This is a genomic window from Microcella alkalica, assembly GCF_014595885.1.
Taxonomy (GTDB): domain Bacteria; phylum Actinomycetota; class Actinomycetes; order Actinomycetales; family Microbacteriaceae; genus Microcella; species Microcella alkaliphila_B.
Window position 1 is genome coordinate 242075 of the sequence record NZ_JABUKC010000003.1, and the last position, 25631, is coordinate 267705.

At 70.7% G+C, this 25631-nt stretch carries 24 protein-coding genes and 1 tRNA gene; 4 read left to right on the forward strand and 21 right to left on the reverse strand.

Annotated elements, in window-relative coordinates:
* Positions 1-35 precede the first annotated feature (35 nt).
* From chvE to ID804_RS08890, 6 genes are all read right to left on the reverse strand, one after another.
* Complete coding sequence (gene chvE, locus ID804_RS08865; protein WP_169079354.1) at positions 36-1154, reverse strand: multiple monosaccharide ABC transporter substrate-binding protein; 1119 nt, start codon at positions 1152-1154, stop codon at positions 36-38.
* 139 nt (positions 1155-1293) lie between these two features.
* Positions 1294-1980 (reverse strand): L-ribulose-5-phosphate 4-epimerase, encoded by a 687-nt coding sequence (locus tag ID804_RS08870; protein ID WP_169079813.1) that lies wholly within the window; start codon positions 1978-1980, stop codon positions 1294-1296.
* A 353-nt stretch (positions 1981-2333) separates the two neighbouring features.
* A complete protein-coding gene (locus tag ID804_RS08875) occupies positions 2334-3326 on the reverse strand; it encodes a hypothetical protein (protein WP_169079352.1) in 993 nt (330 codons plus the stop codon).
* Positions 3327-3824: 498 nt separating this feature from the next.
* On the reverse strand, positions 3825-4856 hold the full coding sequence (locus ID804_RS08880; protein WP_169079350.1) for a LacI family DNA-binding transcriptional regulator: 1032 nt from the start codon (positions 4854-4856) through the stop codon (positions 3825-3827).
* Between the two features lie 159 nt (positions 4857-5015).
* Positions 5016-6179 (reverse strand): cystathionine gamma-synthase, encoded by a 1164-nt coding sequence (locus tag ID804_RS08885; protein ID WP_169079348.1) that lies wholly within the window; start codon positions 6177-6179, stop codon positions 5016-5018.
* A gap of 72 nt (positions 6180-6251) precedes the next feature.
* The gene (locus tag ID804_RS08890; protein ID WP_169079346.1) at positions 6252-7643 is read right to left on the reverse strand and encodes a cystathionine beta-synthase; all 1392 of its coding nucleotides are present in this window, start codon (positions 7641-7643) and stop codon (positions 6252-6254) included.
* A 164-nt stretch (positions 7644-7807) separates the two neighbouring features.
* On the opposite strand from ID804_RS08890, the gene ID804_RS08895 reads away from it, so the two are divergent.
* Together ID804_RS08895 and ID804_RS08900 are read left to right on the forward strand one after the other, a co-directional pair.
* The gene (locus tag ID804_RS08895; RefSeq protein ID WP_169079344.1) at positions 7808-8461 is read left to right on the forward strand and encodes a DUF3105 domain-containing protein; all 654 of its coding nucleotides are present in this window, start codon (positions 7808-7810) and stop codon (positions 8459-8461) included.
* Positions 8462-8502: 41 nt separating this feature from the next.
* The gene (locus tag ID804_RS08900) at positions 8503-9162 is read left to right on the forward strand and encodes a DUF305 domain-containing protein (RefSeq protein WP_169079342.1); all 660 of its coding nucleotides are present in this window, start codon (positions 8503-8505) and stop codon (positions 9160-9162) included.
* 4 nt (positions 9163-9166) lie between these two features.
* On the opposite strand, the gene ID804_RS08905 is transcribed toward ID804_RS08900, so the two are convergent.
* The 4 genes from ID804_RS08905 to ID804_RS08920 form a co-directional block, all read right to left on the reverse strand.
* On the reverse strand, positions 9167-11059 hold the full coding sequence (locus tag ID804_RS08905; protein ID WP_223159099.1) for an ABC transporter ATP-binding protein: 1893 nt from the start codon (positions 11057-11059) through the stop codon (positions 9167-9169).
* Positions 11060-11190: 131 nt separating this feature from the next.
* Positions 11191-12141: a carbohydrate ABC transporter permease gene (locus ID804_RS08910; protein ID WP_169079340.1), complete on the reverse strand. Its 951-nt coding sequence runs from the start codon at positions 12139-12141 to the stop codon at positions 11191-11193.
* Positions 12138-13130, reverse strand: coding sequence for a carbohydrate ABC transporter permease (locus ID804_RS08915; protein WP_169079338.1), 993 nt, complete (start codon positions 13128-13130; stop codon positions 12138-12140). Before ID804_RS08915 ends, ID804_RS08910 begins: the two co-directional genes overlap by 4 nt.
* Before the next feature lie 99 nt (positions 13131-13229).
* Positions 13230-14585 carry an ABC transporter substrate-binding protein gene (locus ID804_RS08920; RefSeq protein ID WP_169079336.1) on the reverse strand — a complete coding sequence of 452 codons (1356 nt, stop codon included), beginning with the start codon at positions 14583-14585 and terminating at the stop codon, positions 13230-13232.
* A 387-nt stretch (positions 14586-14972) separates the two neighbouring features.
* On the opposite strand from ID804_RS08920, the gene ID804_RS08925 reads away from it, so the two are divergent.
* Complete coding sequence (locus ID804_RS08925) at positions 14973-16004, forward strand: LacI family DNA-binding transcriptional regulator (RefSeq protein WP_169079334.1); 1032 nt, start codon at positions 14973-14975, stop codon at positions 16002-16004.
* A 216-nt stretch (positions 16005-16220) separates the two neighbouring features.
* Here ID804_RS08925 and rplL read toward each other — a convergent pair whose 3' ends face one another.
* The 11 genes from rplL to ID804_RS08980 form a co-directional block, all read right to left on the reverse strand.
* On the reverse strand, positions 16221-16607 hold the full coding sequence (gene rplL / locus ID804_RS08930; RefSeq protein WP_169079332.1) for a 50S ribosomal protein L7/L12: 387 nt from the start codon (positions 16605-16607) through the stop codon (positions 16221-16223).
* A gap of 48 nt (positions 16608-16655) precedes the next feature.
* A complete protein-coding gene (gene rplJ, locus ID804_RS08935; protein WP_169079330.1) occupies positions 16656-17171 on the reverse strand; it encodes a 50S ribosomal protein L10 in 516 nt (171 codons plus the stop codon).
* Positions 17172-17495: 324 nt separating this feature from the next.
* Complete coding sequence (locus ID804_RS08940) at positions 17496-18341, reverse strand: NAD-dependent epimerase/dehydratase family protein (protein WP_169079328.1); 846 nt, start codon at positions 18339-18341, stop codon at positions 17496-17498.
* A gap of 9 nt (positions 18342-18350) precedes the next feature.
* The gene (locus tag ID804_RS08945; protein ID WP_169079326.1) at positions 18351-19829 is read right to left on the reverse strand and encodes a sensor histidine kinase; all 1479 of its coding nucleotides are present in this window, start codon (positions 19827-19829) and stop codon (positions 18351-18353) included.
* The gene (locus ID804_RS08950) at positions 19829-20572 is read right to left on the reverse strand and encodes a response regulator transcription factor (RefSeq protein ID WP_169079324.1); all 744 of its coding nucleotides are present in this window, start codon (positions 20570-20572) and stop codon (positions 19829-19831) included. Before ID804_RS08950 ends, ID804_RS08945 begins: the two co-directional genes overlap by 1 nt.
* Before the next feature lie 42 nt (positions 20573-20614).
* Entirely contained in the window at positions 20615-21280 is a 666-nt protein-coding gene (locus ID804_RS08955; RefSeq protein ID WP_169079322.1) for a DUF998 domain-containing protein, read from the reverse strand.
* A gap of 113 nt (positions 21281-21393) precedes the next feature.
* Complete coding sequence (rplA, locus tag ID804_RS08960; RefSeq protein ID WP_169079320.1) at positions 21394-22083, reverse strand: 50S ribosomal protein L1; 690 nt, start codon at positions 22081-22083, stop codon at positions 21394-21396.
* Positions 22084-22165: 82 nt separating this feature from the next.
* Complete coding sequence (gene rplK, locus ID804_RS08965; RefSeq protein ID WP_169079318.1) at positions 22166-22594, reverse strand: 50S ribosomal protein L11; 429 nt, start codon at positions 22592-22594, stop codon at positions 22166-22168.
* Positions 22595-22700: 106 nt separating this feature from the next.
* Positions 22701-23651: a transcription termination/antitermination protein NusG gene (gene nusG / locus ID804_RS08970; RefSeq protein ID WP_169079316.1), complete on the reverse strand. Its 951-nt coding sequence runs from the start codon at positions 23649-23651 to the stop codon at positions 22701-22703.
* A gap of 60 nt (positions 23652-23711) precedes the next feature.
* Complete coding sequence (gene secE, locus ID804_RS12355) at positions 23712-23999, reverse strand: preprotein translocase subunit SecE (protein ID WP_169079314.1); 288 nt, start codon at positions 23997-23999, stop codon at positions 23712-23714.
* A gap of 98 nt (positions 24000-24097) precedes the next feature.
* Positions 24098-24170, reverse strand: a tRNA-Trp gene (locus tag ID804_RS08980).
* 188 nt (positions 24171-24358) lie between these two features.
* On the opposite strand from ID804_RS08980, the gene ID804_RS08985 reads away from it, so the two are divergent.
* A complete protein-coding gene (locus ID804_RS08985) occupies positions 24359-25570 on the forward strand; it encodes a pyridoxal phosphate-dependent aminotransferase (RefSeq protein ID WP_169079311.1) in 1212 nt (403 codons plus the stop codon).
* Positions 25571-25631: the final 61 nt, after the last annotated feature.

Sequence of the window (25631 nt, forward strand, 5' to 3'; positions counted from 1 at the left end):
GAACCGACCGGACCCGCACCGGGGTTGGTGCGAACCTACTGGAGGTCCTCAGCGGTGTAGTAGCCGCTGCCGATGAGCACCTCTTCGTAGTTGTCGACCGTGACGATCGTCGACTCGAGCAGGTACGACGGCACGATCTTCTCGCCGTTGTCGTAGGTCTCGGTGTCGTTGACCTCGGGCTCCTCGCCCTGGAGCAGAGCATCCACCATCGCGACGGCCTGCTCGGCGAGCAGACGGGTGTCCTTGAAGATGGTCGAGTACTGCTCGCCCGCGATGATCGACTTCACCGAGCCGACCTCGGCGTCCTGACCCGTGATGACGGGCAGGGCGTCGGTCGAGTAGCCGCCCGAGGTGAGGGCCGAGATGATGCCGATCGAAAGGCCGTCGTAGGGCGAGAGCACGCCGTCGATCTGCGTGTCACCGATGATGGTGAGGATGTTCTCCATGCGCTCCTGCGCCGTCTCGGGCAGCCAGCGGAGGATCGCCACCTGCTCGAAGTCGGTCTGGCCCGAGGGCACCACGAGCGTGCCGTCGTCGATGAGGGGCTGGATGACGCTCATCGCGCCGTTGAAGAAGAACGTGGCGTTGTTGTCGTCGGGGCTGCCCGCGAAGAGCTCGACGTTGAACGGGCCGGCCGCATCCGTGCGCTCGCCGTTCTCGTCGAAGACGCCCATGCCGATGAGCAGCGAGGTCGCCTGCTGCACGCCCACCTGGAAGTTGTCGAACGTCGTGTAGTAGTCGACGTTCGGGCTGCCGTTGATGAGGCGGTCGTAGGCGATGACCGGGATGCCCGCGTCGGCCGCCTGCTGCAGCACGTCGGTGAGCGTCGTGCCGTCGATCGAGGCGATGATGAGCGCCTCGGCGCCGCTCGAGATCATGTTCTCGATCTGCGCGACCTGCGTGGGGATGTCGTCGTTCGCGTACTGGAGGTCGACCTCGTAGCCGAGCTCCTCGAGCTGCGACTTGACGTTGTCGCCGTCCGCGATCCAGCGCTCCGACTGCTGCGTCGGCATGGCGACGCCGACGATGCCGCCGGCCTCGTCCCCGCCGCCGCCGCCGGTCGAGCCGCCCGTGCGGTCACCGGCGCAGCCCGTGAGGGCGAGCGAGATGACACCCGCGGCGGCGATGCCGAGGAGGAACTTGGAGTTCTTCACTGTGGGTCCTTTCGAGTGGGGAGTGTGGTGGTGCAATCGGCGCTGCCGCTCGGCTTCGAGCGTCAGCTCCTCGTCCCGGCGCGCCGGGAGGTCTGTGGGGTGGGCGTGCGCGTGGGCGTGCCGGTGGGCGTGCGGGCCATCAGCGGGATGCTCCGCTCGGCTGGCCGTACACGTTCTGGTAGCGGTCGAACAGCGCGTCGATCGCCCCGGGCTCGATCGGCAGCGGGTCGCCCAGTTGCCGCGCGATGTGGATGGTGCGCGCGACGTCTTCGAGCATCACGGCGGCCTTGACCGCATCGCGGGCGTCGCGCCCGATCGTGAAGGGGCCGTGGTTGCGCATGAGCACCGCCCGCGAGCGGTGCCCGCTGAGGGTCTCGACGATGCCGCGGCCGATCGAATCGTCGCCGATGATCGCGAACGGCCCGACGGGGATCTCGCCGCCGAACTCGTCAGCCATCGCCGTGATGACGCACGGGATGCTCTCGCCGCGCGCCGCCCACGCCGTCGCGTAGGTCGAGTGCGTGTGCACGACGCCGCCGACCTCGGGCATGTGCCGGTAGACGTACGCGTGCGCCGCCGTGTCGCTCGAGGGGCTGCGGTCGCTGCCAGGGGTGTCAGGCACGACCTCTCCGTCGAGCGTGCAGAGGATCATGTTCGCCGGGTCGAGGTCGTCGTAGCTCACGCCGCTCGGCTTGATGACGAACAGGTCGGCGCCCGGCACGCGGCCGCTGACGTTGCCGCCCGTCCAGACGACGAGGCCGTAGCGCACGAGCTCGGCGTGCAGCGCGGCGACCTCGTCGCGCACCCGCGCGACGGCCACTTGCAGCTCGGGAGTGAGCTCGACGGCCGGGCGCGCGCCTGCGGCGACGCTCTCGCTGGCCGGGCCGGTCGGGGTGGTGGCGCTCACATGACTCCGTCGTCGTTGCGGCGACGGATGCCCGGCGCCGGGTGTGGTGCTGATGTGACCGTTCACATCGCGTGCTTGCACTCTAACGGCGAAACGGTCACATCTGTCAACGCCTGCCCCCAGGCGAAACGGTCACAACTCGATAACGGCTGCTCGCGCCGTGCGCGCCGCTGCTCGAGCACTCAGCCCGCCTCCGCCTCCGCCGCACGCACGCACGCACGCACTACTGATCACGGCACACCACACGCCGTAATGCGCAGTGCGTGCCGTGATCAGTAGTGCGAGCGAAGCCTGCGCCGCCGCGGAACCCCAGCCCCCTCGAGCCGATGCGCGAAGAGCCGCCGATCGCGCAGGTCAGCCGTCACGAGCCGGAGCATCCCATCGCCCGTCGACCGGATCGCGTCCTCCCGCTCCTTCTCCTCGATCACGACCTGCTCGACGGTGCGGCCCGCGCGAGCATCTGCCACCCGGTACTTCACGTGGCCATCGAACTCGCAGGCGAGGGAGATCGAGCCCCACCGGAAGTCGGCGCGGAACCGGCGCCCGTCCGGCATGCGGTACTCGAGCTGAAGCTCGGGCGCCTCGAAGCCGAGCTCGTGCATGAGCACGCGCGCCCATGACTCCCCCGCAGACTCGGAGCGGCCGTCGGCGAAAGCGAGGGCTCGCTCGAGTCGAGCCCGTCCGCGCACGAAGCCGAGAGCATCCGCCACCTCACGGATCTCGTCGAGCGACGTGACCGGGCCCTTATCACCGCGCCGACGCATCCGAATGCCCCAGTCGATGGCAGCGACAGCCTCCGCGAAGGTCGCAGACGCGCCCCACTCGGCGAGCGTGCGGGGCAAGTCGGTGAGGCGGGCGCCCTCGACCTCGACGGTGTGGAGCTGATCGTCTCGGGTGGCCCAGTACCGCACGTCAGTCGTGCGACGGGCGGCGTTCTGCGTCCACGCCAGCGCGTGCACGTACGGCTCGCTCTGCGCGCGGAGCACGGGCACGCCCAGCAGTCGCGCGGCCGATCGCCGGCAGAGCGGCTGGCGGACGCGGCCGAGGGCTGAGGCGGCCCAGGCGCGCAGCAGCTCGACCTCCCAGTGCTCCAATGGCGCGAGCGCAGCAGCGGGAACCGAGATCCCCCGCAACAGTGCGACGAGCTCGCCGTTCGCCCGCCGCCGGTGCAGATCGCGGGTCACGGCATTCTGATGCGGATGCTCAGCGGCGACGATCGACGTCTCGAACGCATGCCGCACCGCCGGAGTGATGGGGTTGCTCATCAGGGGAGGATGCCCTCCGAGCCGCAGCCGCGTTGAGCCAGCGCCGCCGTTCCGGGAGGGAATGAGCCGCGCCCGCCCATGGGGAGGACCTCTGCCGGAAGTCACTACCGATCACGGCACTCACTACGGAGCGAAGCGCGGTGAGTGTCGCAATCCGTAGTGACTGCGGTCGCTGAGGGTGTCGAACGCGCGGCGCTGCCGCGCCGCGCGCGGCGCGGCAGCGCAGCGCGCGGCAGCGCAGCGCGCGGCAGCGCAGCGCGCCACGGCCAACGGCGCACTGGCCGAACACCTTCACGCCCCGCCCACTCACTACCGAACGCGGCACACACTGCGCCCCGGAGGGCAGTGTGTGCCGTCTTCGGTAGTGGCTACCGAAGAGGGCGGGTGGGGCGCGGCCGGGCGCGGCCGGGCGCGGAGCGGCGGGGGCGGGCGGGGCGCGGAGCGGCGGGGGCGCGCGGGGGCGCGCGGGGGCGCGCGGGGGCGCGGCCGCGGCGCGCGTTACGCGAGCCGCGCCGTCGACTGGCGCACGATCAACTCCGGCTGCACCGGCTCGTGGCTGAGGCCGGTCTCGCCGCGCAGCTCGCCGAGCAGCACCTCGATGGTGCGGCGCCCGATCTCGGCGAAGTTCTGCCGCACGGTGGTGAGGGGCGGCGCGAAGTGCGCGGCCTCCGGCACGTCGTCGAAGCCGACGACGGAGATGTCCTCCGGCACGCGCAGCCCCGACTCGCGGCAGGCGTGCATGAAGCCGAGCGCCATCTGGTCGTTGCCGCAGAACACGGCGGTGAAGTCGCGGTATCGCAGCAGCTCGAGGCCGGCGTAGTAGCCGAAGTGGGCGGTCCAGTCGCCGAGGATCGGCGCGCGCGTGCGCAGGTCGGCGTCGCCGAGCTCGCGCAGGAACCCCTGCATGCGCGCCTCCGCCTCGATCCAGTCCTGCGGGCCCGACAGGTGCATGATCTCGGTGTGCCCGAGGTCGATGAGGTGCCGCGTCGCGAGCCGCGCGCCCTGGATCTGATCGACCCACAGCGAGTGCGCCGTGTTGAGCCCGGTCGCCTCGAGCGTGACGAACGGCACCGACAGCTGCAGGTCTTTGAGCGCCTCGAACACGCGCACCTGCGGCGCGATGACGATGAGCGCTTCGATCGACTGCGCCATGAGGTGGTCGAGCCCGGCCTTGATGGAGGCGTACTCGCTCGAGCTGATGTTGGTGATCGAGAGGCGGTAGCCGGCTTCGCGCGCCGCCGTCTCGATGGCCTGGATGCTCGTGGCCGGCCCGTAGTGCACCGTCTGCGCCGCGAGCACGCCGATGGTGCGCGACCGGCTCGTGACGAGCGCCCGCGCGGCCTGGTTCGGCCGGTACCCGAGCTCGTCGATCGCGGCCTGCACGCGCGCGAGCGTCTCGGGCCTGATCGAGGGGCTGTCGTTGAGGGCGCGCGAGACGGTCTGATACGAGACCCCGGCGACCCGCGCGACGTCGCGAATGTTGGGCGCGCGCACGCGCTCCGGCTCGCTCGCCTGCTCAGGGTTCGACACGGGGGCCTTCCGACGGGCCGGTGATGTGTACGTTCACATCGTTGGGCCCATTATGCACGCGGATGCCCGGCCGAGGCGCCTCGGCCCGCCCTCGCCGCGCGGCCGACGCCCGCCCGCGTCCGCACGCCCGCGAGCACGCCGCGCGGCCGACGCCGCCGCTCAGCCGAGCCGCGCGAGCGACTGCCGCACGTCGGCGAGGAGGTCCTCCGCGTCCTCGAGCCCGACCGAGAGCCGGATGATGGCCGGCGACACCTCGAGCGCCGTGCCGCGCACCGAGGCGTGGGTCATCTCGCTGGGGTAGTTGACGAGCGACTCCACGCCGCCGAGCGATTCGGCGAGGGTGAAGAGCTCGAGCCCTTCGGCGAAGGCGCGCGCGGCGGCCTCGCCGCCGGCGAGCTCGAGCGAGAGCATCCCGCCGAAGCGTCGCATCTGCCGCGCGGCCAGCTCGTGGCCGGGGTGCGAGGGCAGGCCCGGGTAGTAGACGCGGGCGACGGCAGGGTGCCCGTCGATCGCCGCGGCGAGCGCCTGAGCCGTGTCCGAGTGGCGCTCCATGCGGACGGCGAGCGTCTTGATGCCGCGCGTGGTGAGCCACGCGTCGAGCGGTCCGGAGACGGCACCGGCGGCGAACTGCTGGAAGCCCACCTTCTCGGCGAGCGAGGCGTCCGAGGTGACGACCGCGCCGCCGATGACGTCGGAGTGCCCACCGAGGTACTTCGTCGTCGAGTGCACGACGACGTCGGCGCCGAGTGCGAGCGGCTGCTGAAGATACGGCGTGGCGAAGGTGTTGTCGACGACGACGAGCGCCCCCGCCGCGTGCGCGACCTCGGCGAGCGCCGCGATGTCGGTGACCTTCATGAGCGGGTTCGAGGGCGTCTCGAGCCACAGCACGCGAGCGCCGGTCACGGCGAGCGCCGAGCGCACCGCCTCGAGGTCGTCGAGCTCGAGCGTCGTGAGGCCGATCTGCCACTCGCCGAAGATGCGGCGCACGAGGCGGTGCGTGCCGCCGTAGACGTCGTTGCCCATGAGCACGTGGTCGCCGGGGCGCAGCACGGCGCGCAGCAGGGCATCCTCGGCGGCGAGGCCCGAGGCGAAGCTGAAGGCGTGGGTGGCGCCCTCGAGCGAGGCGAGCTGCTGCTGCAGGGCATCCCGCGTGGGGTTGCCGCCGCGACCGTACTCGTAGCCGCCGCGCAGCCCGCCGATGCCGTCTTGCGCGTACGTCGTCGAGAAGTGCACGGGCGGAATGACGGCGCCCGTCGTCGGGTCGAACGCCTGCCCGACGTGAATCGCGCGGGTCGAGAAGCCGTGGTCGTCGTGATGCGTCATGTCTGGTCCTTGTCGACGATCGAGCAGAAGAGGGGGGATGCCCGGCGCGGCCGGGCGCTCGCCTGCGGCCGGTCACGCCCCGCCGGCGAGCGCGCGCACGAGGTCGTTCCGCGTGAGCAGCCCCACCGGGTTGCCCCCGTCGAGCACGAGCAGCGTGTCGGGCTGCTGCCCGCCGGCGCCGCGCTCCTCGAAGCGGGCGCGCGCGTCGCCGAGCGACTCGTGCGCGCCGACGAGCGGCAGGCGCGGGCCCATCGCCTCGGTGACGGGGCTCGCGGGCGTGACGTCGCCGGCGGCGAGCGCGCGCAGCAGGGTGCGCGAGTCGACGGTGCCGACGACCTCGCCGAGCACGGCGGGCGGCGCCGACGAGAGCACGGGCAGCGCGTGGTCGTGGTGCTCGAGGGCGGCGATCGCGTCCGCGATCGACGCCGTGCGGAGCAGGTGGGGCAGCCCCGCGGGGTCGGGGCGCGCGGCGTCGGCGACGGTCGGCGAGCCCTGCGCGGCGGTGAAGCCGTGGCTGCGCATCCACCGCTCGTTGAAGATCTTGCCGAGGTAGCCGCGCCCGCCGTCCGGCAGCAGCACGACGACGACGTCGTCGGGGCCGAGCTCGCGCGCGACCTCGAGGGCGCCGACGGCGGCCATGCCGCACGAGCCGCCGACGAGCAGGCCCTCCTCGCGCGCGAGGCGCACGGTCATGTCGAACGACTGCTGGTCGCTCACGGCCACGATGCGGTCGACGACGCTCGGGTCGTAGGCGGCGGGCCAGAAGTCCTCACCGACGCCCTCGACGAGGTAGGGCTGACCGCTGCCGCCCGAGTACACACTGCCGACGGGGTCGACACCGACGATCTGCACGCGGCCGCTCGCGCGGTCGGCGCTGATCTCGCGCAGGTAGCGGCCGGTGCCGGTGATGGTGCCGCCCGTGCCGACGCCGGCGACGAAGTGCGTGACGAGGCCGTCGGTGTCGCGCCAGATCTCGGGGCCGGTCGACTCGTAGTGGCTGAGCGGGCCGTTCGGGTTCGCGTACTGGTTGGGCTTGAACGCGCCGGGGATCTCGCGCGCGAGGCGGTCGGAGACCGAGTAGTACGACTCCGGGTCCTCCGGGGCGACGGCGGTCGGGGTGACGACGATCTCGGCGCCGTAGGCGGTGAGCACGTTGCGCTTGTCCTCCCCCACCTTGTCGGGCAGCACGAACACGCAGCGGTAGCCGCGCTGCTGGGCGACGAGCGCGAGGCCGACGCCGGTGTTGCCGCTCGTCGGCTCGACGATCGTGCCGCCCGGCTTGAGCAGGCCCTCGCGCTCGGCGGCGTCGATGATGCGCGTCGCGATGCGGTCTTTCGACGAGCCGCCCGGGTTCAGGTACTCGACCTTCGCCAGCACGGTGGCCGAGATGCCCTCCGTGACGCGGGTGAGCTGCACGAGGGGCGTGTCGCCGATGAGGTCGACGACGGAGCGGGCGAACTTCATCCTGCGAGCCTACTCGCGCCGGGCATCCGCCTCTCGGGGCGTGACCTCGTGCGACCGCCGCCCCGCTCAGGAACTTGAAAGGTGATCTGCGAGACTGGAGGTAGCCCTGGGCCGCGTTCGCGCGCGCCCGCAGACCCCATCCCCGCGAACCGGAGCGAGCCCCCGTGTCGAACGAGAACCTCACCGTCAAGCAGCAGCGCGAGGCGCGCCGCGCCGAGAAGGTCGCCGCCCTCAAGGCCAAGCAGCAGAAGGAGAAGCGGCGCAACCTCATCGCGATCATCAGCGCGGGCGTCGGCGCCCTCGCCGTCATCGCGATCGTCGTGTCGATCGTCGTCACGAGCGCGCGCCCGCAGGTCGACCCGGAGGACATCGACATCGCGGGCCTGGAGACCTTCGAGCAGCTCGCCGGCCAGCACGTCGAGGGCACCGTCGACTACGACCAGACCCCGCCCGCGGGCGGCCCGCACAACGCTGTGTGGCTGAACTGCGGCATCTACGAGCAGGAGGTGCCGGCCGAGAACGCCGTGCACTCGCTCGAGCACAGCGCCGTGTGGGTCACCTACGATCCCGCGCAGGTCACCGACGGCGCCCTGGATGCTCTGCGGAACGCCATGCCGGATACCTACATCATCCTCTCGCCGTTCGAAGGCCTCGACGCGCCGGTCGTCGCGAGCGCCTGGGGCACACAGGTGAAGCTCGACGGCGTCGATGACCCGCGACTTGCCGACTTCATCACCAAGTACCGCCTGTCCTCCGAGGCGCCGGAGCCCGGCGCGCTGTGCACGCAGGGTGTCGACGGGCCGGGTAAGATCGCGTAGCCGTCGTGCCGAGCGCTGACCCGGCCCTCGCATCGCCCGCAATGGATTCTCGACCCGCGCGCATCCCCGCCCGCTTCCGGCTGATCGTCGCCGGGGCGCTGCTCGTGCTCGTGGCGCTCGTCGCCGGCGTGCTGCTCGGGCGCGTGACGGCGCCCGTGGGCGCCGTATCCGCCCCCGGAGCCGAGAGCGCCGAGGCCGGGTTCTCGCGCGACATGCAGACGCACCACAACCAGGCCGTCGAGATGTCGCTGCTGCTGCGCGACCGCACCGACGACGAGGAGTTGCGTCTGCTCGCCCTCGACATCGCGACCGCCCAGTCGCAGCAGGCCGGCCAGATGTTCGCGTGGCTCACCGTGTGGGGCGTGCCGCAGACGTCGACCGAGCCCGAGATGGCGTGGATGGCGCTGCCCACACTCGACGGCGGACACGACGAGCACAGCTCGGCGCACACCCCGGGCGAGCCGATGCCGGGGCTCGCGACGCCCGAGCAGATGCAGGCCCTGCGCGACGCCGAGGGCCTCGAGGCCGAGCGCCTGTGGCTCGAGCTCATGATCGAGCACCACCGGGGCGGGGTCGAGATGGCCGAGGCGGTGCTCGCGCGCACCGAGAACGAGCTCGTGACGCCGCTCGCCCGCGGCGTCGTCATGCTGCAGCAGAAGGAGATCGACTACATGACCGAGCTGCTCGAGGCCCGGTCGTAGCGGCTCACCCGGCGGGCCGGGGTTCGACGGGCACGCGCACGACGTCGGTCGACTGCTCGGCGACGAGCCGCGCGTAGACCCCGCCGAGCGCGAGCAGCTCGTCGTGCCGACCGCTCTCGACGATGCGCCCGCGGTCGATGACGTGGATCACGTCGGCGCCGGCGACGGTCGACAGCCGGTGCGCGATCGCGACGGTCGTGCGGCCGCGGGCCGCCGAATCGAGCGCCTGCTGCACGACGCGCTCCGAGACGGAGTCGAGCGCGCTCGTCGCCTCGTCGAGAATGAGCACCGGCGGATCCTTCAGCAGCACCCGCGCGATCGCGATGCGCTGCTTCTCGCCGCCCGACAGCCGATACCCGCGCTCGCCGACGACGGTGTCGTAGCCGTCGGGGAACCCCGCGATCGTGTCGTGGATGCTCGCCGCACGGCACGCAGCCTCGAGTTCGGCATCCGTCGCGCCGGGCTTGGCGTACCGGAGGTTCTCGGCGATCGTCGCATGGAAGAGGTAGGTCTCCTGGCTGACGATGCCGACGTGCTCGATGAGGCTGCCCTGCCGCAGCTCGCGCACGTCGTCGCCCGCGAACAGCACACGCCCGCCGCTCGCCTCGTGCAGCCGCGGGATCAGGTACGAGATCGTCGTCTTGCCCGCGCCCGACGGCCCGACGAAGGCGACGAACTGGCCGGGCTCGACGTCGAAGCTGACGTCGTCGAGGGTCGGGCGCTGGTCGTCGCCGGCATCGGGGTACCGGAAGGTCACGTGCTCGAAGCGGATGCGCCCCACCTGGCTCGCCTCGACGTCGCGCGCGTCGTCGCGCTCGGTGATCGCGGGCGTGAGGTCGAGGTACTCGAAGATGCGCGCGAACAGGGCTCCGGAGGTCTGCAGGTCGAGGGCGACCCGCATGAGGCCGAGCAGCGGGAAGGTGAGCCGGGCCTGCACCGTCGTGAACGCGACGAGCGTGCCGGCGGTGACCGCGACATCCGCCTGCAGCAGGAAGGCCGCGACGAGGTAGATGACCGCCGGGATCACGCTGAGGAAGACGTTGACCATCGCGAAGAACCATTGGCCGCTCATCTGCAGCTGCACCTGCAGGCCGCGCTGCGTGTCGTTCTCGGCGCGGTACCGCTCGACCTCGGCCTGCTGCCGGAAGAAGCTCTTCGCGAGCATGATGCCCGAGACGCTCAGGGCTTCCTGCGTGATCGCGGTCATGTCGCTCAGCGACTCCTGCGTCTTCGTCGCGATGCGCGCGCGCACCTGACCGACGCGCTGCTGCGCCGCGATGAGGGCCGGCAGCAGGATGACCGCCACGAGCGTCAGCTGCCAGCTCAGCAGCAGCATCGCCACGAGCGCGGCGAGCACGGTGACCGTGTTGCCGATCACGCTCGAGACGGTGTTGCTCAGCACGCTCGCGACGCCGCCGACGTCGTTCTGCAGCCGCGACTGGATCACGCCGGTCTTCGTGCGGGTGAAGAAGGCGAGCTCCATGCGCTGCAGGTGCTCGAACAGTCGCACGCGCAGGCGCGCCATGACCGCGTTGCCGACCGTCGCGGTGAGCCAGGTCTGCGCGATGCCGAGGCCCGCGCTGATCACCCACAGCAGCAGCATCAGGCCGACGAGCTGCAGCAGCACGGGCACGTTCGGCTCGCCGCCGGGCGGGAAGAGCCCCTCGTCGAAGGCGCGCTGCGTCAGCAGCGGCGGCAGCACGCTGAGGCCGGCGCTCACGAGCACGAGGGTGATGGTGACGGCGAGCGCGCCGCGGTGCGGCTGGAACAGCTCCGCGATGCGGGGCAGCAGATGGGGGATGCGCGGCGCCTCCGCGTTGGCGGCGCGCTGAGCGGCCACGTCGCTGCTCGACACCCGGCCACCGCGACCGCCGCGACCGCCGCCACCCATGCCCATGCTCACGTCGCGAGCCTAGATCGGCGCCGCCGACAGCGGGCCGGGAGCGCGGCCGCGCCCGCCACGCCCTCGGCGAACGGCGACGCCCCCGGGGTCGAAACCCCGGGGGCGCGCGGTGATGTGTTCGGCCGTCAGCCCTTCGTCGAGCCGGCCAGGAGGCCGCGCACGAAGTAGCGCTGGAGGCTGAAGAACACGATGAGCGGGATGATGAGCGAGATGAACGCCGCCGCAGGGAGGCGTTCCTGGTTGCGCCCGAAGTTGCCCACGAGCTCGGCCAGTCGTTGCGTCAGTGGCGCAACGTCGGCCGTGCCGCCGGAGAACACGAGCGCCACGAGCAGGTCGTTCCACACCCACAGGAACTGGAAGATACCGATCGAGGCGAGCGCCGGCAGCGACAGCGGGATGATGATGCGGAAGAAGATCTGCGTGTGGTTCGCACCGTCGACGCGCGCCGCCTCGATGACCTCGCCCGGGATCTCCGAGATGAAGTTGTGCATGAGGAAGATCGTCAACGGCAGACCGAAGATCGTGTGCGCGATCCAGACGGCCGGGAAGGTGCCGCTGATGCCGAGCACGCCCGAGAAGATCTGCAGCAGCGGGATCAGCGCCATCTGCAGCGGCACGATCTGCAACGCGAAGATCAGCACGAAGATCGCGCCCGAACCCTTGAACTTGATCCACGCGAACGCGTACGCGGCCATCGTGGCGAGGATGATCGGGAACAGCGCCGAGGGAATGGCGATCACGAGCGAGTTCACGAAGTACGAGCCGAGGTTCGCCGAGCTCGCGCCCTGCGTGGTGAGCACCTCGGCGTAGTTCTCGAGCGTGAAGCTCGGGCTGACGAAGATGTTCCACCAGCCGTTGGTGCGGATCTCCTCCGGCGTGCGCACGGAGCTGACGAGCAGACCGAAGGTCGGGATCGTCCACACGACCGCGATGATGATCGCCGCGATCGTCGCGCCGGGCGAGGTGAGCTTCTGCTTCGCCTTCGAGGCCTTGGACAGCTTCGCCGCGCGCGGATCGTTGCGCTGGCCGAGCGGACGGTCGAGCTTCGCCTCGGCCTTGTCGGTGACGTCGGTCATCGGATCTCCTTCTGCTTCCGCATCACGCGCACGTTGTAGACGACGATCGGCAGCACCATGAGGAACAGCACGAGCGCGAGCGCCGAGCCGTAGCCGAACTCGTTGCGGTTGAACGCCTGCGTGTACATCTCGTTGGCCACGACCGAGGTGTCGAAGTTGCCCCCGGTCATGGAGCGCACGATGTCGAACACCTTCAGCGTCGCGATCGAGATCGTCGTGACGACGACCACGAGGGTGCCGCGGATGCCCGGCAGGGTCACGTTGCGGAACTGCTGCCAGGCGTTGGCGCCGTCGAGGCGCGCGGCCTCGATGATCTCGACGGGAACGCCCTTGATCGCCGCCGAGAGCAGCACCATCGCGAAGCCGGTCTGAATCCAGACCATGACGACGATGAGGAAGAAGGTGTTCCAGGGCGAGTCGACCAGGAACTGCTGCGGCTCACCGCCGAACCAGACGATGATCTGGTTGAGCAGACCGATCTGCTCGGCGAAGCCCAGCTCGCGGAACTCGTACATGAAGCGCCAGATGATGCCCGCGCCGACGAACGAGATCGCCATCGGCATGAACACGAGCGACTTGAGCACCTTCTCGCCCTTGGACTTGTCGATGAAGACCGCGTAGGCGAGACCGATGATCGTCGAGAGGGTCGGCACGAGGGCCACCCAGATGAGCGTGTTGATGAGGGTGCGGAGGATGTCGGGCTGGGTGAACATCCACGCGAAGTTGTCGAGGCCGACGAACTCGTCGCCGGTGCGATCGAAGAAGGCGAGGATCGCCGTGCGGACCGCCGGGTAGATGAGGCCGACGGCGAGCAGCAGCAGCGCCGGGGCGATGAACGCCAGCAGCTGCCAGACGTCGCGGCCCTTCTTCGGGGCCTTGTCGGCGACGAACAGGATGATCCCGACGATCGCCGCGAACGCGACGAGGCCGAGGAGCATGAGCCCGAACTTCTCGAAGAGATCGGACCAGAAGGGCGCGAGACCTCTCATGCGATGAACCTCCATTGGTTTGACGTCACGCTACCTGACGAAGCGGCCCGCCGGACGAGGAATCGTCCGGCGGGCCGGTTCACTGCAGGTGCAGTCGGGTTACTGCGGGAAGGTGGCGTCGATCGCCGACGTCACGTCCTCGGTGGAGGCTCCACCGACCCAGTCGACCATGCCGGTCCAGAACGAGCTGGTGCCGACGGCGGCGGGCATGAGGTCGGAGGCGTCGAAGCGGAACACCGTGTCTTCGCCCTGGAGGATCTCGATCGACTGGCGAGCGAGGTCGGACTGCGCGTTGGCGGGGTCCAGACCCTTGTTCGCCGAGATCACGCCGCCGAGCGAGATGCGGTTGTTCGCCCACGTGTCGCTCGAGAGGTAGGCCTGCACAGCGCCGGTCGCCTCGTTGTCGTTGAACGCGGCGACGAACTCGCCACCACCGGTGACGGCCGCGCCGTCGCCCTCGTTGATCGGCGGGGTCAGGAACGCCCAGACGTCACCGTCCGGAGCGACCTCGACACCCTCGCCCCACTGCGCCTCGTAGAACGAAGCCTGGTGGTGCAGCGAGCAGTTGCCGTCGAGGATCGCGAGACCCGCGTCCTGGAAGGTGGTGGTGACGATCGAGTCGACACCGCCGAAGCCGCCGTTGACGAAGTCGGGGTTGAGCAGGATCTCGCCGACCTGGTCGAACGCCTCCTGGATCTCGGGGCTCGTGAAGGGCAGCTCGCCCGCGACCCACTGGTCGTAGGCCTCGGGGCCCGCGCCGCGGAGGACGAGGTCCTCCACCCAGTCGGTGCCCACCCAGCCGGTCGCGTCACCCGAGCCGAAGCCGACGCACCAGGGGCGGTACGGGCCCTCGTTGCGCTCGGTCATCTGCTCCGTGAGGGCGATGAGCTCGTCGTAGGTCGCCGGGATCTCGTAGCCGTTCTCCTCGAAGTCGGCGGGCGAGTACCAGACGTAGCCCTTGACGCTCGCCATGAGGGGCGCAGCGTAGAACTCGCCGTCGACGGTGCCGTAGCCCTTCCACGACTCGCTCCAGAACTCGTCCACGTTCGCCTCGACGGCGTCGGGCGCCGGCACGACGTAGCCGTCGGCGATGAGGCGCTGCAGCAGACCCGGCTGCGGGATGATCATGAGGTCGGGCGCGTCGCCGGCCTGAGCACGCACGTTGATCTGCGTCTCGGCCTCCTGCGTGCCGTTGTACTCGATCTCGATGCCGGTGCAGGCCTCGAAGTCAGCCCACGAGGTGACGAGGTTGTCCGCCTCGACGTCGACGATCGTCGCGTAGATCTCGACCGTCTCGCCCTCGAACTGGCCGTACTGCTCGTACGCCGCGCAGTCGGCGTTGCCGCCGTTGCCGCCGGCCTCGGGCTCGTCAGCCGCACAGCCCGCGAGCACGAGGCTGAGGGCACCGACTGCCGCTGCCGGTGCGATGAACCGGCGTCGGAGGGTGGAACTCATGTGTTTCCTCCTCATTGAGGGTGGAGCGACGCACCGGGGAGAGGGGCGCCGCACTGGGTGGTAGGTGATGCAGGTGCTGGAACGCGCCCCGCTGAGCGAGTTGATCCGCCACATCGGGAACCGGTTCCAGGAAGCACCGTATGTCACGATCCTCTCGCCCGCAACCTGCCTCCGGGCGGCTGTTACCGGAACGTTGCGGAACACTCGGGAAACGTCCGGGCGCGCGCGGCGGCGCCCGTGGCTCGCGAACCGATTCCACATGGCATCGGTTCCACAACGCCGATCCTGCCGCTATGCTGACGCTTCGACGGTGCCGAACACCGCGAGATCCGCGCGACGATGCGCGGCCCGGGCTCGGCTGCACCGGTCCGATGGAGGACGACGAGCATGAGCATCCTGGCCGATGTCGCGCGCATCGCTGGCGTGTCGAAGTCGACTGCCTCGCGTGCGCTCTCCGGCCGCGGCTACGTCTCGGAGGACACGCGTCGCAAGGTCGAGCAGGCCGCCGCCGAGCTCGGCTACGTGGTCTCGACGGCCGCGGCGAGTCTCGTCACCGGGCGCACGCGCAACGTCGGCGTGGTCATCCCCTACATCAACCGCTGGTACTTCGGCGAGGTGCTCGAGGGCATCGAGGCCTCGCTCATCCAGGCCGGCTACGACCTCACCCTCTACCGGCTCTCGAGCGACGCCGAGCTGCGGCGGCGGGTCTTCGACTACTTCCTCGTGCGCAAGCGCGTCGACGCCGTCATCTCGGTCGCGATCGCGCTCAGCCCCCACGAGGTGCACATGCTGCAGGCGCTCGGCAAGCCGCTCGTCGGCATCGGCGGGCTCATCCCCGGCATCCCCTCGCTGTCGATCGACGACGTCGAGACGGCGCGCCTCGCGACCGAGCACCTCATCAGCCTCGGCCACCGCCGCATCATGCACGTCGGCGGCGACCAGCACGAGCAGATGGACTTCCGCGTGCACTCGCAGCGCTACATCGGCTTCGAGCGCGCCCTCCGCGAAGCGGGCATCACGGTCGACGACGACTTCCGCGACGCCGAGTTCTCGATCCAGGGCGGGTACGCCGCTGGCCTCGCCGTGCTCGGCGATCCGCGCACTCGACCGACCGCCATCTTCGCCGGATGCGACGAGATCGCCATCGGCATCATGGTCGCGGCGCGCCAGCTCGGCATCTCGATCCCGAACGAGCTGTCGGTCATCGGCATCGACGGCCACCCGCTCGCCGAGACCTTCGGGCTCACGACGCTCGTGCAGCACCCCGGCGACCAGGGTGCGCGTGCCGTCGAGCTGCTGCTCGGGCAGATCGACGCGACCGCCGACGGCCCGCCGAAGGAGCACCTGGTGCTGCCGACGACGCTCACGGTGCGCTCGAGCACCGCGGTGCGCCGCGAGGCGCCCGTCGCGCAGGCCTGAGCGGCGCAGCACCCGTCGCCGCGCTTCGAAGCCGCACCCTGCACCCAGCACCGCCAACCGCGCGCCACTCACCGCGAACCGCGAATCGCGCGCCGCGCACCGCGCACCGCTGTCTCGCACCGTCGCCGCGAGCGTCGCCGCACCACCGTGAACGCGAACGAGGCGCCGCCCCCCGAAGGGAGCGACGCCTCGTGGACCCGGCGTGCCGGGCCGTGACTACTTGAGGGTGACGGTGGCGCCAGCCTCCTCGAGCTGCGCCTTCGCCTTCTCGGCGGTCTCCTTGTTGGCGCCCTCGATGACCGTCGCCGGAGCGCCGTCCACGAGCGCCTTGGCCTCGCCGAGGCCGAGGCTCGTGAGCGCGCGGACCTCCTTGATGACCTGGATCTTCTTGTCGCCGGCGGCCTCGAGAACGACGTCGAACGAGTCCTTCTCCTCGACCTCCTCGGCGGCGGCGCCACCGGCGGCGGGGGCAGCGGCGACCGCGACGGGCGCGGCGGCGGTGACCTCGAAGACCTCCTCGAACTTCTTCACGAACTCGCTGAGCTCGATGAGCGAGAGCTCCTTGAACGCCTCGATGAGCTCGTCAGTGGTGAGCTTGGCCATGATTTTCTCCTTAGGGGTTGTTTCTCGTCGTGGACCGGCGGGCTGCGATCAGCTGCCGGACTCCTGCTTCTGACGCAGCGCGTCGACCGCACGGGCGGCCTGGGCAAGCGGCGCGTTGAACATGTACGCAGCACCGAACAGCGAGGCCTTGACGGCACCGGCGAGCTTCGCCAGCACCACCTCTCGGCTCTCGAGCTCGGCGAGCTTGGTGACCTCGGAGGCGTCGAGCGGCTTTCCGTCGAAGTAGCCGCCCTTCACCACGAGGGCCGGGTTGGCCTTGGCGAAGTCGCGCAGAGCCTTCGCGACGGTGACGGGGTCACCGGTCACGAACGCGATCGCGGAAGGGCCGGCGAGCATGTCATCGAGCGAGTCGATGCCAGCCTCCTTGGCCGCGATCTTGGTCAGCGTGTTCTTCACCACGGCGTACGACGCGTCTGCAGCGATGGTCTTGCGCAGCGTCTTCAGCTGCGCCACCGTGAGACCGCGGTACTCGGTCAGCAGGACGGCGGTCGAGCTGCGGAACTGCTCCGCGAGCTCGGCGACCGTTGCTTCCTTGTTCGCCATGGTGCTCCTCTGGTTGTCGTGGGTGTTCTCCGCAGACCCACCGGCGTACCGGGCTCACAACGACGAAAGCTCCGGCGCAAGCGCACGGAGCCTCTTCGCCCTGCCCGATCAGACGAGCGGGGCGGTTCGTTTCTGTGTCACCTGCGCGGGCCGTCGTCACCCCCTCGCGGGAGCGGCGAGCCTTCGATCGGAGCTCCTGCTCGCAGTGACTGCGGGCGGGCGCGCCGATGACCGGCGGTCTTTGGCAGAGGCCAGGCTACGGCACGCGCGCCCGTGCCGCCAAATCGGGCGGGGCATCCGCCCCGATCGCGAGCGGATGCCCGGTCAGACCTCGTCGAGCCACGAGTGCCGCGGCGCGTAGCCGAGCTCGGCGCGGGCCTTCTCGATCGACAGCAGCGTCTCGCGCCCCGTGACCGGTCGCGCGAGCTCGACGCCCGGGAACTGCTCGGCGAGCAGCTCGGCGCTGTCGCGGCGCATGACGGTGTCGGCCGCGGCGATGATGTAGGTCTCGTACGTCGAGCGCTCGGTCAGCAGCGCCCGCTCGACCGCGTGCGCGCCGTCGCGCCGGTCGATGTAGCCCCAGAGGTTCCAGCGCCGCACGCTCGCGTCGTGCTGCCAGCTGTCGAATTCGGCGTAGTCGTCGACGGCCATGACGTTGCTGAACCGCAGGCCGGTGATCGTAAGGGCGGGGTCGAGTCGCATGATCTTGCGCGCCAGCTCCTCCTCGAGATGCTTGCCGACGGCGTACATGAAGTTGGGCCGGGTCTCGGCGGCCTCGTCGATGGGCGCGTACGGCGGCGCCTCGGTGAGCGGCAGCCCGAGCAGGGTCTCGCTCGAGGCGTGCACGACGCGCGGCACGCGCGCGCGGCGGGCTGCCTGCACGACGTTGATCGTCATCGCGAGGTTGTCCTGGATGAGCGCCGTGTCGGGCCGGATGCCCGGTGCCGGCGTCGCGCCCAGGTGCACCACCGCGTCGAGGCCGTCGAAGCGCTCCTCGACCCCCGACAGCGCGTCGGCGACCTGCCCGTAGTCGGTGAGGTCGATCTCCACGAAGTCGGTGCCGCGGCGCCCGACCGCGTCGAGGCCGACGACGTCGTGCCCGGCCTCGCGGAGATGGTCGACGACGGCCGAGCCGAGCTTGCCGGAGGAACCCGTGACGGCGATGCGCATGCCGCCAGCCTAGGTCGCGTCGCGGGGCGGCTCCTGGGGGCGCTCCGGCGCCAGGGGAGCGGCCGCGACGAGGGGCAGGCTGATCGTGAACACTGTCTCGCCCGGCCGCGACGACACCGTCACGCGCCCGCGGTGCGCGGCGACGACGCCCGCGACGATCGCGAGGCCGAGGCCCGTCGAGCCGGTGGCGCGCGAGCGCGAGGTGTCGGCGCGGGCGAAGCGCTCGAACAGCACCGGCTTGATGTCGTCGGGGATGCCCGGGCCGGTGTCGGTGATGGTGACGATCGCGCGCCCCTCGAGGGATCCGAGAGCCGCCGTGACCCGGGTGCCGTCGGGCGTGTGGATGCGCGCGTTCGCGAGCAGGTTCGCGACGACCTGGTGCAGTCGATGCTCGTCGCCCTCGACGACGACGGGTGTCTCGGGCACGCGCACGACCCACTCGTGGGCGGACGACGTGGCTCGAGCATCCGCGACCGCGTCGACGAGCACGCGACCGAGGTCGACCGGATCCTTCCGCAGCTCGCGGCCCTCGTCGAGTCGGGCGAGCAGCAGCAGGTCGTCGACGAGGGCCGACATGCGCACCGACTCCGACTCGATGCGGCTGAGCGCGTGCCGGATGTCGTCGGGCAACTCGTGGCCGCTGCGGCGCGTGAGCTCGCTGTAGCCGCGGATCGCGGCGAGCGGCGTGCGCAGCTCGTGGCTCGCGTCGGCGACGAACCGCCGCACCTTCTCCTCGCTCGCCTGGCGCGCGTCGAACGCGGCCTGCACGTGCTCGAGCATGCGCGTGAACGCCGAGCCGAGCTGGCCGACCTCGGTGCCGGGGTCGGTGTCGAGCTTCGGCAGCCGGTCGGCGAGGGCGACGGTGCCGCGGTCGAGCGGCAGCTGCGTGACCGTCGTCGCGCTCTCGCGGATGCGGGTGAGCGGGCGCAGCGCGACGCGCGCGACCTCGCGGCCGAGCACGCCGGCGACGATGAGGATGCCGATGAGCACCGCGGTGATGACGGCGCCGAGACGGGCGATGGTCGTCTGCACCTCGCGCGTCGAGAGCCCGACGACGAGCGCCGTGTCGTCGTCGACGCGCTCGGCGAGGACGCGGAACTCGCCCACGCCTCCCGAGATGCGCACCGTGCGCGGCGAGTCGAGGGGCAGCTGCGCGAGCACGCGACGCTGCGCGCTCGACAGCTCGCGGACATCCGCCTCGCTGTCGAGGTAGGCCGCGGCGACCGAGCCGTCGGCCTGCACGATGCCGACGAGCGAGTCGACCGGGATGCCGGGGCCGTCGAAGCCGAGCCCGGGCCCGCGGCCGCCGCCGGGGCCGAGCGAGTTCTCGACCCGCTGGGCCGTCATGCGCAGCTCCTCATCGAGCTGGTCGACCAGGTTCGCACGCAGGAAGACGACGCTCAGCACGCCGATCGCGAGGGTCGCCAGGGCCAGCAGGGCGAGGATGCCCGCCACGAGCCGCTTCTGCAGCGACCACGACTGCACCATCAGGTGGCCGGTTTGATCATGTAGCCCACGCCGCGCACGGTGTGGATCATCGCCGGGCCGAGCGTGTCGATCTTCTTGCGCAGGTACGAGATGTAGATCTCGACGATGCTCGAGCGGCCGCCGAAGTCGTAGCTCCAGACCCGGTCGAGGATCTGCGCCTTGCTGAGCACGCGGCGCGGGTTGCGCATGAGGTAGCGCAGCAGCTCGAACTCGGTCGCGGTGAGCTCGATCTCGGTGTCGCCGCGGCGCACCTCGTAGCTCTCCTCATTGAGCACGAGGTCGCCGACGCGCAGCTCAGGATCGGGGCGCTCGCTGACGACCATCGCGCTGCGACGGATGAGTCCGCGCAGGCGAGCGACGAGCTCCTCCAGGCTGAAGGGCTTCGTGACGTAGTCGTCGCCGCCGGCGGTGAGGCCGACGACGCGGTCGTCGACCGAGTCCTTCGCGGTGAGGAAGAGCACGGGCACGTCGCGGCCGTCGGCGCGGAGGCGGCGCAGCACCTCGAGGCCGTCGATGTCGGGGAGCATGATGTCGAGCACGACGACGTCGGGCGCGAACTCGCGGCCGTGCTTGACGGCGTCGGAGCCGGTGAGGGCCGTGCGCACCTCCCAGCCCTCGTAGCGGAGGGCCATCGACACGAGGTCGGCGAGCGAGGGCTCGTCGTCGACGACGAGGGCGCGGATCGCCGTGCCGTCGGGGTGCGTGAAGCGGGGTGCGGTGAGGGTCTCGTCAGCGGTCGACATGCTTCCAGTCTGCGGAGCTTCCTATGAGCATCCTTGGAGGCGTCACTGCGCCGTGATGACGGATGCCGTGCGCGCGTCGCGCAGGAGGCGCACGGCGCGCACCACCCCCACCACGACGAGCCAGCCGATGCCGACCGTCGTGGCGACGAGCTCGAGGCGGCTGCCGAATTCGGCGTTCCAGCGCAGCAACGACAGCAGCCCGCCCACGCCCGCGATGACGCCGACGGCGAGCGCCATCGTCAGCGACAAGCGCGAGATCGCCCGGTGGCCCGGCGCGAACGCCACCTGCAGCATCGCCCAGCACGCCGCCGCGAACGCGACGACGGCGGCGAGGGTGTGCGTGAAGTCCTGCATCGTGAACGTCTCGCCGACCGGCAGCGGGCAGCCCTGCGTGCAGGGCACGTGCGCCGCGACGAAGAAGCACGCGCACGCCATCGCGAGGCTCAGCGCCGGGGTGCCGTAGCGCAGGATCGGCGTGCGCGCGCGCAGATCGCGCACCGCCCAGGCGACGAGCACGCCGCCCGCGACGAGCAGCAGCAGCGCGGCGCGGAAGACCTCGGCCGTCGGCTCGCCCGTCGCGCCGAGCTCGCTCACGTACAGCTCGCGCGGCACCGTGAGCCGGGCGCCCCAGATGATCGCGAGCGCGGTGAGCACGAGCAGCGACCCCGCGACGGAGAGCGCGGCGTCGCGCCGACGAGCGGGAGTCATGCAGGCAACGCTACGGCGCTGACGGCGGGCAGGGCTAGGCCCTGCCGGAGCGGCGCCCCGAGAACACGGAAGGCCCCGCCGGAGCGGGGCCTTCCGTGTCGCAGCGAAGCTGACTAGAGCGCGTTGACGTCGAGCGGGATGCCCGGGCCGAAGGTCGTCGAGAGCGAGCCCTTCTGCACGTAGCGGCCCTTCGAGCTCGACGGCTTCAGACGGATGACCTCGTCGAGCGCGGCGCGCAGGTTCTCGCCCAGCTGTTCCTCGGTGAACGCGGTCTTACCGATGATGAAGTGCACGTTGGCGTGCTTGTCGACGCGGAACTCGATCTTGCCGCCCTTGATGTCGGTGACGGCCTTCGCGACATCCGGGGTGACGGTGCCGGTCTTGGGGTTCGGCATGAGGCCGCGGGGGCCGAGCACCTTGCCGAGACGACCGACCTGGCCCATGAGCTCGGGGGTCGAGACCGCCGAGTCGAAGGCGGTGTAGCCGCCGGCGACCTTCTCGATGAGCTCGGCGCCGCCGACCTCGTCAGCGCCCGCCGCGATCGCGGCCTCGGCCGCGGGGCCGGTCGCGAACACGATGACGCGAGCGGTCTTGCCGGTGCCGTGCGGCAGGTTGACGGTGCCGCGCACCATCTGGTCGGCCTTGCGGGGGTCGACGCCGAGCTTCAGGGCCACCTCGACGGTCGCGTTGAAGTTCTTCGAACCCGTCTCGCGGGCGACCGCGACGGCCTCCGCGGGGGTGTAGTACTTGCCGGCCTCGATCTTCTCGGCCGCGGCCCGGTAGGCCTTGGACTTCTGTGCCATGTTGATGCTCCTGTGCTGAGTTCGCGGTGAATCGTGAGCCTGGCTGGCTCTCCCGCTGAAGTGGGAAGGGGAAGGCGGACGACTACTCGACCGTGATGCCCATGGAACGGGCGGTGCCGGCGATGATCTTCTCGGCGGCGGCGATGTCGTTCGCGTTCAGGTCGGCCTGCTTCTGCTCGGCGATCTGACGCACCTGCTCCTTGGTGAGCTTGGCAACCTTCACGGTGTGCGGCGTGGCCGAGCCCTTCGGCACGCCCGCGGCCTTCTTGATGAGCTCAGCGGCAGGCGGGGTCTTGAGGATGAACGTGAACGAGCGGTCCTCGTAGACGGTGATCTCCACCGGGATGACGTTGCCGCGCTGCGACTCGGTCGCGGCGTTGTACGCCTTGCAGAACTCCATGATGTTCACGCCGTGCTGACCGAGCGCGGGACCGATCGGCGGGGCGGGGTTGGCCGCACCGGCGTTGATCTGCAGCTTGATCAGGCCCGTGACCTTCTTCTTCGGTGCCATGTCTTCTTCCTTCTCATCGTGCGGCGACCGGGTGGCCGTCGCGCTCCCGCCTACTCGGCGAATCCGAGCCGCGGTGGTGGGTGGGGGCCCGAGGGCCCGGGGCAGTCTAGAGCTTCGTCACCTGGTCGAAGCTCAGCTCGACCGGGGTCTCGCGCTCGAACAGCGACACGAGCACGATGAGCTTGCCGCTCTCGGGCTTGATCTCGCTGATCGTGCCGGGCAGGCCCGCGAACGAGCCCTCCTTGATGGTGATCGTCTCGCCGACCTCGAAGTCGATCTCGGCGGGGATGACGCGCGCGGCGGTCGCCCCGCCCTTCGCGGCGCCGGCCTTCGCGGGCGCCTCGGCGATCTGCACGGTCGACTTCAGCATGTTGAAGGCCTCGTCGAAGCGCAGCGGCGTCGGGTTGTGGGCGTTGCCCACGAAGCCCGTGACGCCGGGCGTGTGCCGCACGACCGACCAGCTGTCCTCGTTGAGATCCATGCGCACGAGCACGTAGCTGGGGATGCGGACGCGATTGACGAGCTTGCGCTGGCCGTTCTTGATTTCGACCACGTCCTCCATGGGGACCTGCACCTCGTGGATGCTCTCCTCCATGTTCATCGAGACGCGGCGGTTCTCGATGTTCGACTTCACGCGCTTCTCGAAGCCGGCGTACGAGTGCACGACGTACCACTTGCCGGGCTTCATGCGCAGCTCGCGCTTGAACTCGTCGTAGGGGTCGACCTCGGCGGGCTCGTCGGCGGCGGCCTCGGAGGCCTCCTCCTCGGCCTCGTCCTCCGTGGCCTCGGCGGCGGCCTCGGCCTCGTCGGCCGAGTCGATGTCGAGGGCGTCGTCGACGATCGCGTCGGCCTCCGGGTCGGCGGCCGTCTCGAGCGCGTCGAACAGGTCGGTCAGGTCGGGCTCATCCTCGTCGACGATGTGCATGGCCGAGTGCTCGGCGGCGTCGGCCGAGTGCTCGTCGGCCTCGAGGGTGTTGCCCTCCTGCGCCTCGTCCTCCTCGGAGGACTGCTCGGCGGCGGTCGCGAGGTCGATGTCGCGGCGGTGGTCGTCGGTCACTGGGTCTCTTTCCGTTGGCAGTTCTGGCCGTGCGCGGGTCTGGGGGGAGCGGCTCGGGCGTCAGCCGCCCGTGATGGCCGACCCGTCGCCGAAGACGAACGACACGACCCAGCCGAAGACCAGGTCGAGGCCCGAGACGAGCGCCATCATGATGATCACGAACACGAGCACGACGAGCGTGTAGGTGATGAGCTCGCGACGGGTCGGGGTGACGACCTTGCTGAGCTCGTTGAGCACCTGCCGGATGAACAGCGCGATGCGACCGAACGGACCGCGCTTCTCGGCGCGCTCCTTCCGAGCGTTCTCGACGACATCCTCGTTGGGCTCGTCGACCACGTTTCTTGCCACGTTCACACTGCCTTCCAGCTGTCGCCGGGCACATTCGGCCCGTATCACCGAACTCGGGGCGATCTGAGTGTTCAGACGCCCCGAGCCCGATCGATGTGCAGGGCGGACAGGACTCGAACCTGCAACCTGCGGTTTTGGAGACCGCTGCTCTACCACTTGAGCCACCGCCCTCGGCGGATAGCCGAACTCGGGCATGCCTCGCCACGGTCGGGTTCCGGGGGATTCGCCAGAATGACGGCGCGGCAAAGCTTGGCAGAGTTCAACTACCTCGACCAGTGTAGGTGACGGTCTGGGGGGAGTCCAGCCGAGCCCCCAGCGCGGCCTCCGCCGGGCATCCGCGCGCCAATAGACTGCGGACTGTGACCGCCGACTCCTCCCGCATCTCCGCCCGCATCGCCGCGATCAGCGAATCCGCGACCCTCAAGGTCGACGCGAAGGCCAAGGCCCTCAAGGCCGCCGGTCGCCCCGTCATCTCGTACGCCGCCGGTGAGCCCGACTTCGCGACGCCCGAGCACATCGTCGAGGCCGCCGTCGCCGCCGCCCGCGACCCGAAGAACCACCGCTACACGCCCGCCGCTGGTCTGCCCGAGCTGCGCGAGGCCGTCGCCGAGAAGACGCTGCGCGACTCGGGCCTGGAGGTCAGCCCCGGCCAGGTCATCGTCACCAACGGCGGCAAGCAGGCCGTCTTCCAGGCCTTCGCGACGCTCGTCGGTGACGGCGACGAGGTGCTGCTGCCCGCGCCGTACTGGACGACCTACCCCGAGGTCGTGCGCCTCGCCGGCGGCGTGCCCGTCGAGGTCTTCGCCGGCAGCGACCAGCACTACCTCGTCACCGTCGACCAGCTCGAGGCCGCGCGCACCCCGCGCACCAAGGTGCTGCTGTTCGTCAGCCCCTCGAACCCGACCGGCTCGGTGTACAGCCCCGAGCAGACCCGCGCCATCGGCGAGTGGGCGCTCGAGCACGGCATCTGGGTCATCACCGACGAGATCTACCAGGCCCTCACCTACGACGGCGAGCGCGCGGTGTCGATTGTCGAGGCCGTGCCGGGCCTCGCCGACACGACCATCCTCGTCAACGGCGTCGCCAAGACCTACGCGATGACCGGCTGGCGCGTGGGCTGGATGGTCGGCCCGAACGATGCCATCGCCGCCGCCGCGAACCTGCAGTCGCACCTGTCGTCGAACGTCGCGAACATCTCGCAGCGCGCCGCGATCGCCGCGCTCACCGGCCCGCAGGACGCCGTCGCGACCATGCGCGAGGCCTTCGACCGTCGTCGCCGCCTCGCCGTCGCCGAGCTCAACCGGATCCCCGGCATGGTGACGCCCACGCCGACCGGCGCCTTCTACGTCTATCCCGACGTGACCGGGCTGCTCGGCCGCGAGTGGGGCGGCATCACCCCGACGACCTCGCTCGAGCTCGCCGACCTCATTCTCGAGCAGGCCGAGGTCGCGGCGGTGCCCGGTGAGGCGTTCGGCCCCAGCGGCTACCTGCGCTTCAGCTACGCGCTCGGCGACGACGACCTGCTCGAGGGCGTCCAGCGCCTGCAGCGACTGTTCGGCACGCGCGACTAGGCGCCACGGCCGCGACACGAGGAAGGGCCCCGCACGCCGTGCGGGGCCCTTCCGTGCGATG

Bases quoted from the DNA above. Each gene is read 5' to 3' on its own strand.
- ID804_RS08920 (WP_169079336.1), bottom strand. From the start codon at position 14,585: ATGAGTTCCACCCTCCGACGCCGGTTCATCGCACCGGCAGCGGCAGTC.
- ID804_RS08905 (WP_223159099.1), bottom strand. From the start codon at position 11,059: ATGGGCATGGGTGGCGGCGGTCGCGGCGGTCGCGGTGGCCGGGTGTCG.
- rplK (WP_169079318.1), bottom strand. From the start codon at position 22,594: ATGGCACCGAAGAAGAAGGTCACGGGCCTGATCAAGCTGCAGATCAAC.
- ID804_RS08925 (WP_169079334.1), top strand. From the start codon at position 14,973: ATGAGCATCCTGGCCGATGTCGCGCGCATCGCTGGCGTGTCGAAGTCG.
- ID804_RS08875 (WP_169079352.1), bottom strand. From the start codon at position 3,326: ATGAGCAACCCCATCACTCCGGCGGTGCGGCATGCGTTCGAGACGTCG.
- ID804_RS08915 (WP_169079338.1), bottom strand. From the start codon at position 13,130: ATGAGAGGTCTCGCGCCCTTCTGGTCCGATCTCTTCGAGAAGTTCGGG.
- ID804_RS08940 (WP_169079328.1), bottom strand. From the start codon at position 18,341: ATGCGCATCGCCGTCACGGGTTCCTCCGGCAAGCTCGGCTCGGCCGTC.
- rplL (WP_169079332.1), bottom strand. From the start codon at position 16,607: ATGGCCAAGCTCACCACTGACGAGCTCATCGAGGCGTTCAAGGAGCTC.
- ID804_RS08945 (WP_169079326.1), bottom strand. From the start codon at position 19,829: ATGGTGCAGTCGTGGTCGCTGCAGAAGCGGCTCGTGGCGGGCATCCTC.
- rplJ (WP_169079330.1), bottom strand. From the start codon at position 17,171: ATGGCGAACAAGGAAGCAACGGTCGCCGAGCTCGCGGAGCAGTTCCGC.
- ID804_RS08950 (WP_169079324.1), bottom strand. From the start codon at position 20,572: ATGTCGACCGCTGACGAGACCCTCACCGCACCCCGCTTCACGCACCCC.
- rplA (WP_169079320.1), bottom strand. From the start codon at position 22,083: ATGGCACAGAAGTCCAAGGCCTACCGGGCCGCGGCCGAGAAGATCGAG.
- ID804_RS08910 (WP_169079340.1), bottom strand. From the start codon at position 12,141: ATGACCGACGTCACCGACAAGGCCGAGGCGAAGCTCGACCGTCCGCTC.
- ID804_RS08885 (WP_169079348.1), bottom strand. From the start codon at position 6,179: ATGACGCATCACGACGACCACGGCTTCTCGACCCGCGCGATTCACGTC.
- ID804_RS08900 (WP_169079342.1), top strand. From the start codon at position 8,503: ATGGATTCTCGACCCGCGCGCATCCCCGCCCGCTTCCGGCTGATCGTC.
- ID804_RS08955 (WP_169079322.1), bottom strand. From the start codon at position 21,280: ATGACTCCCGCTCGTCGGCGCGACGCCGCGCTCTCCGTCGCGGGGTCG.
- ID804_RS08890 (WP_169079346.1), bottom strand. From the start codon at position 7,643: ATGAAGTTCGCCCGCTCCGTCGTCGACCTCATCGGCGACACGCCCCTC.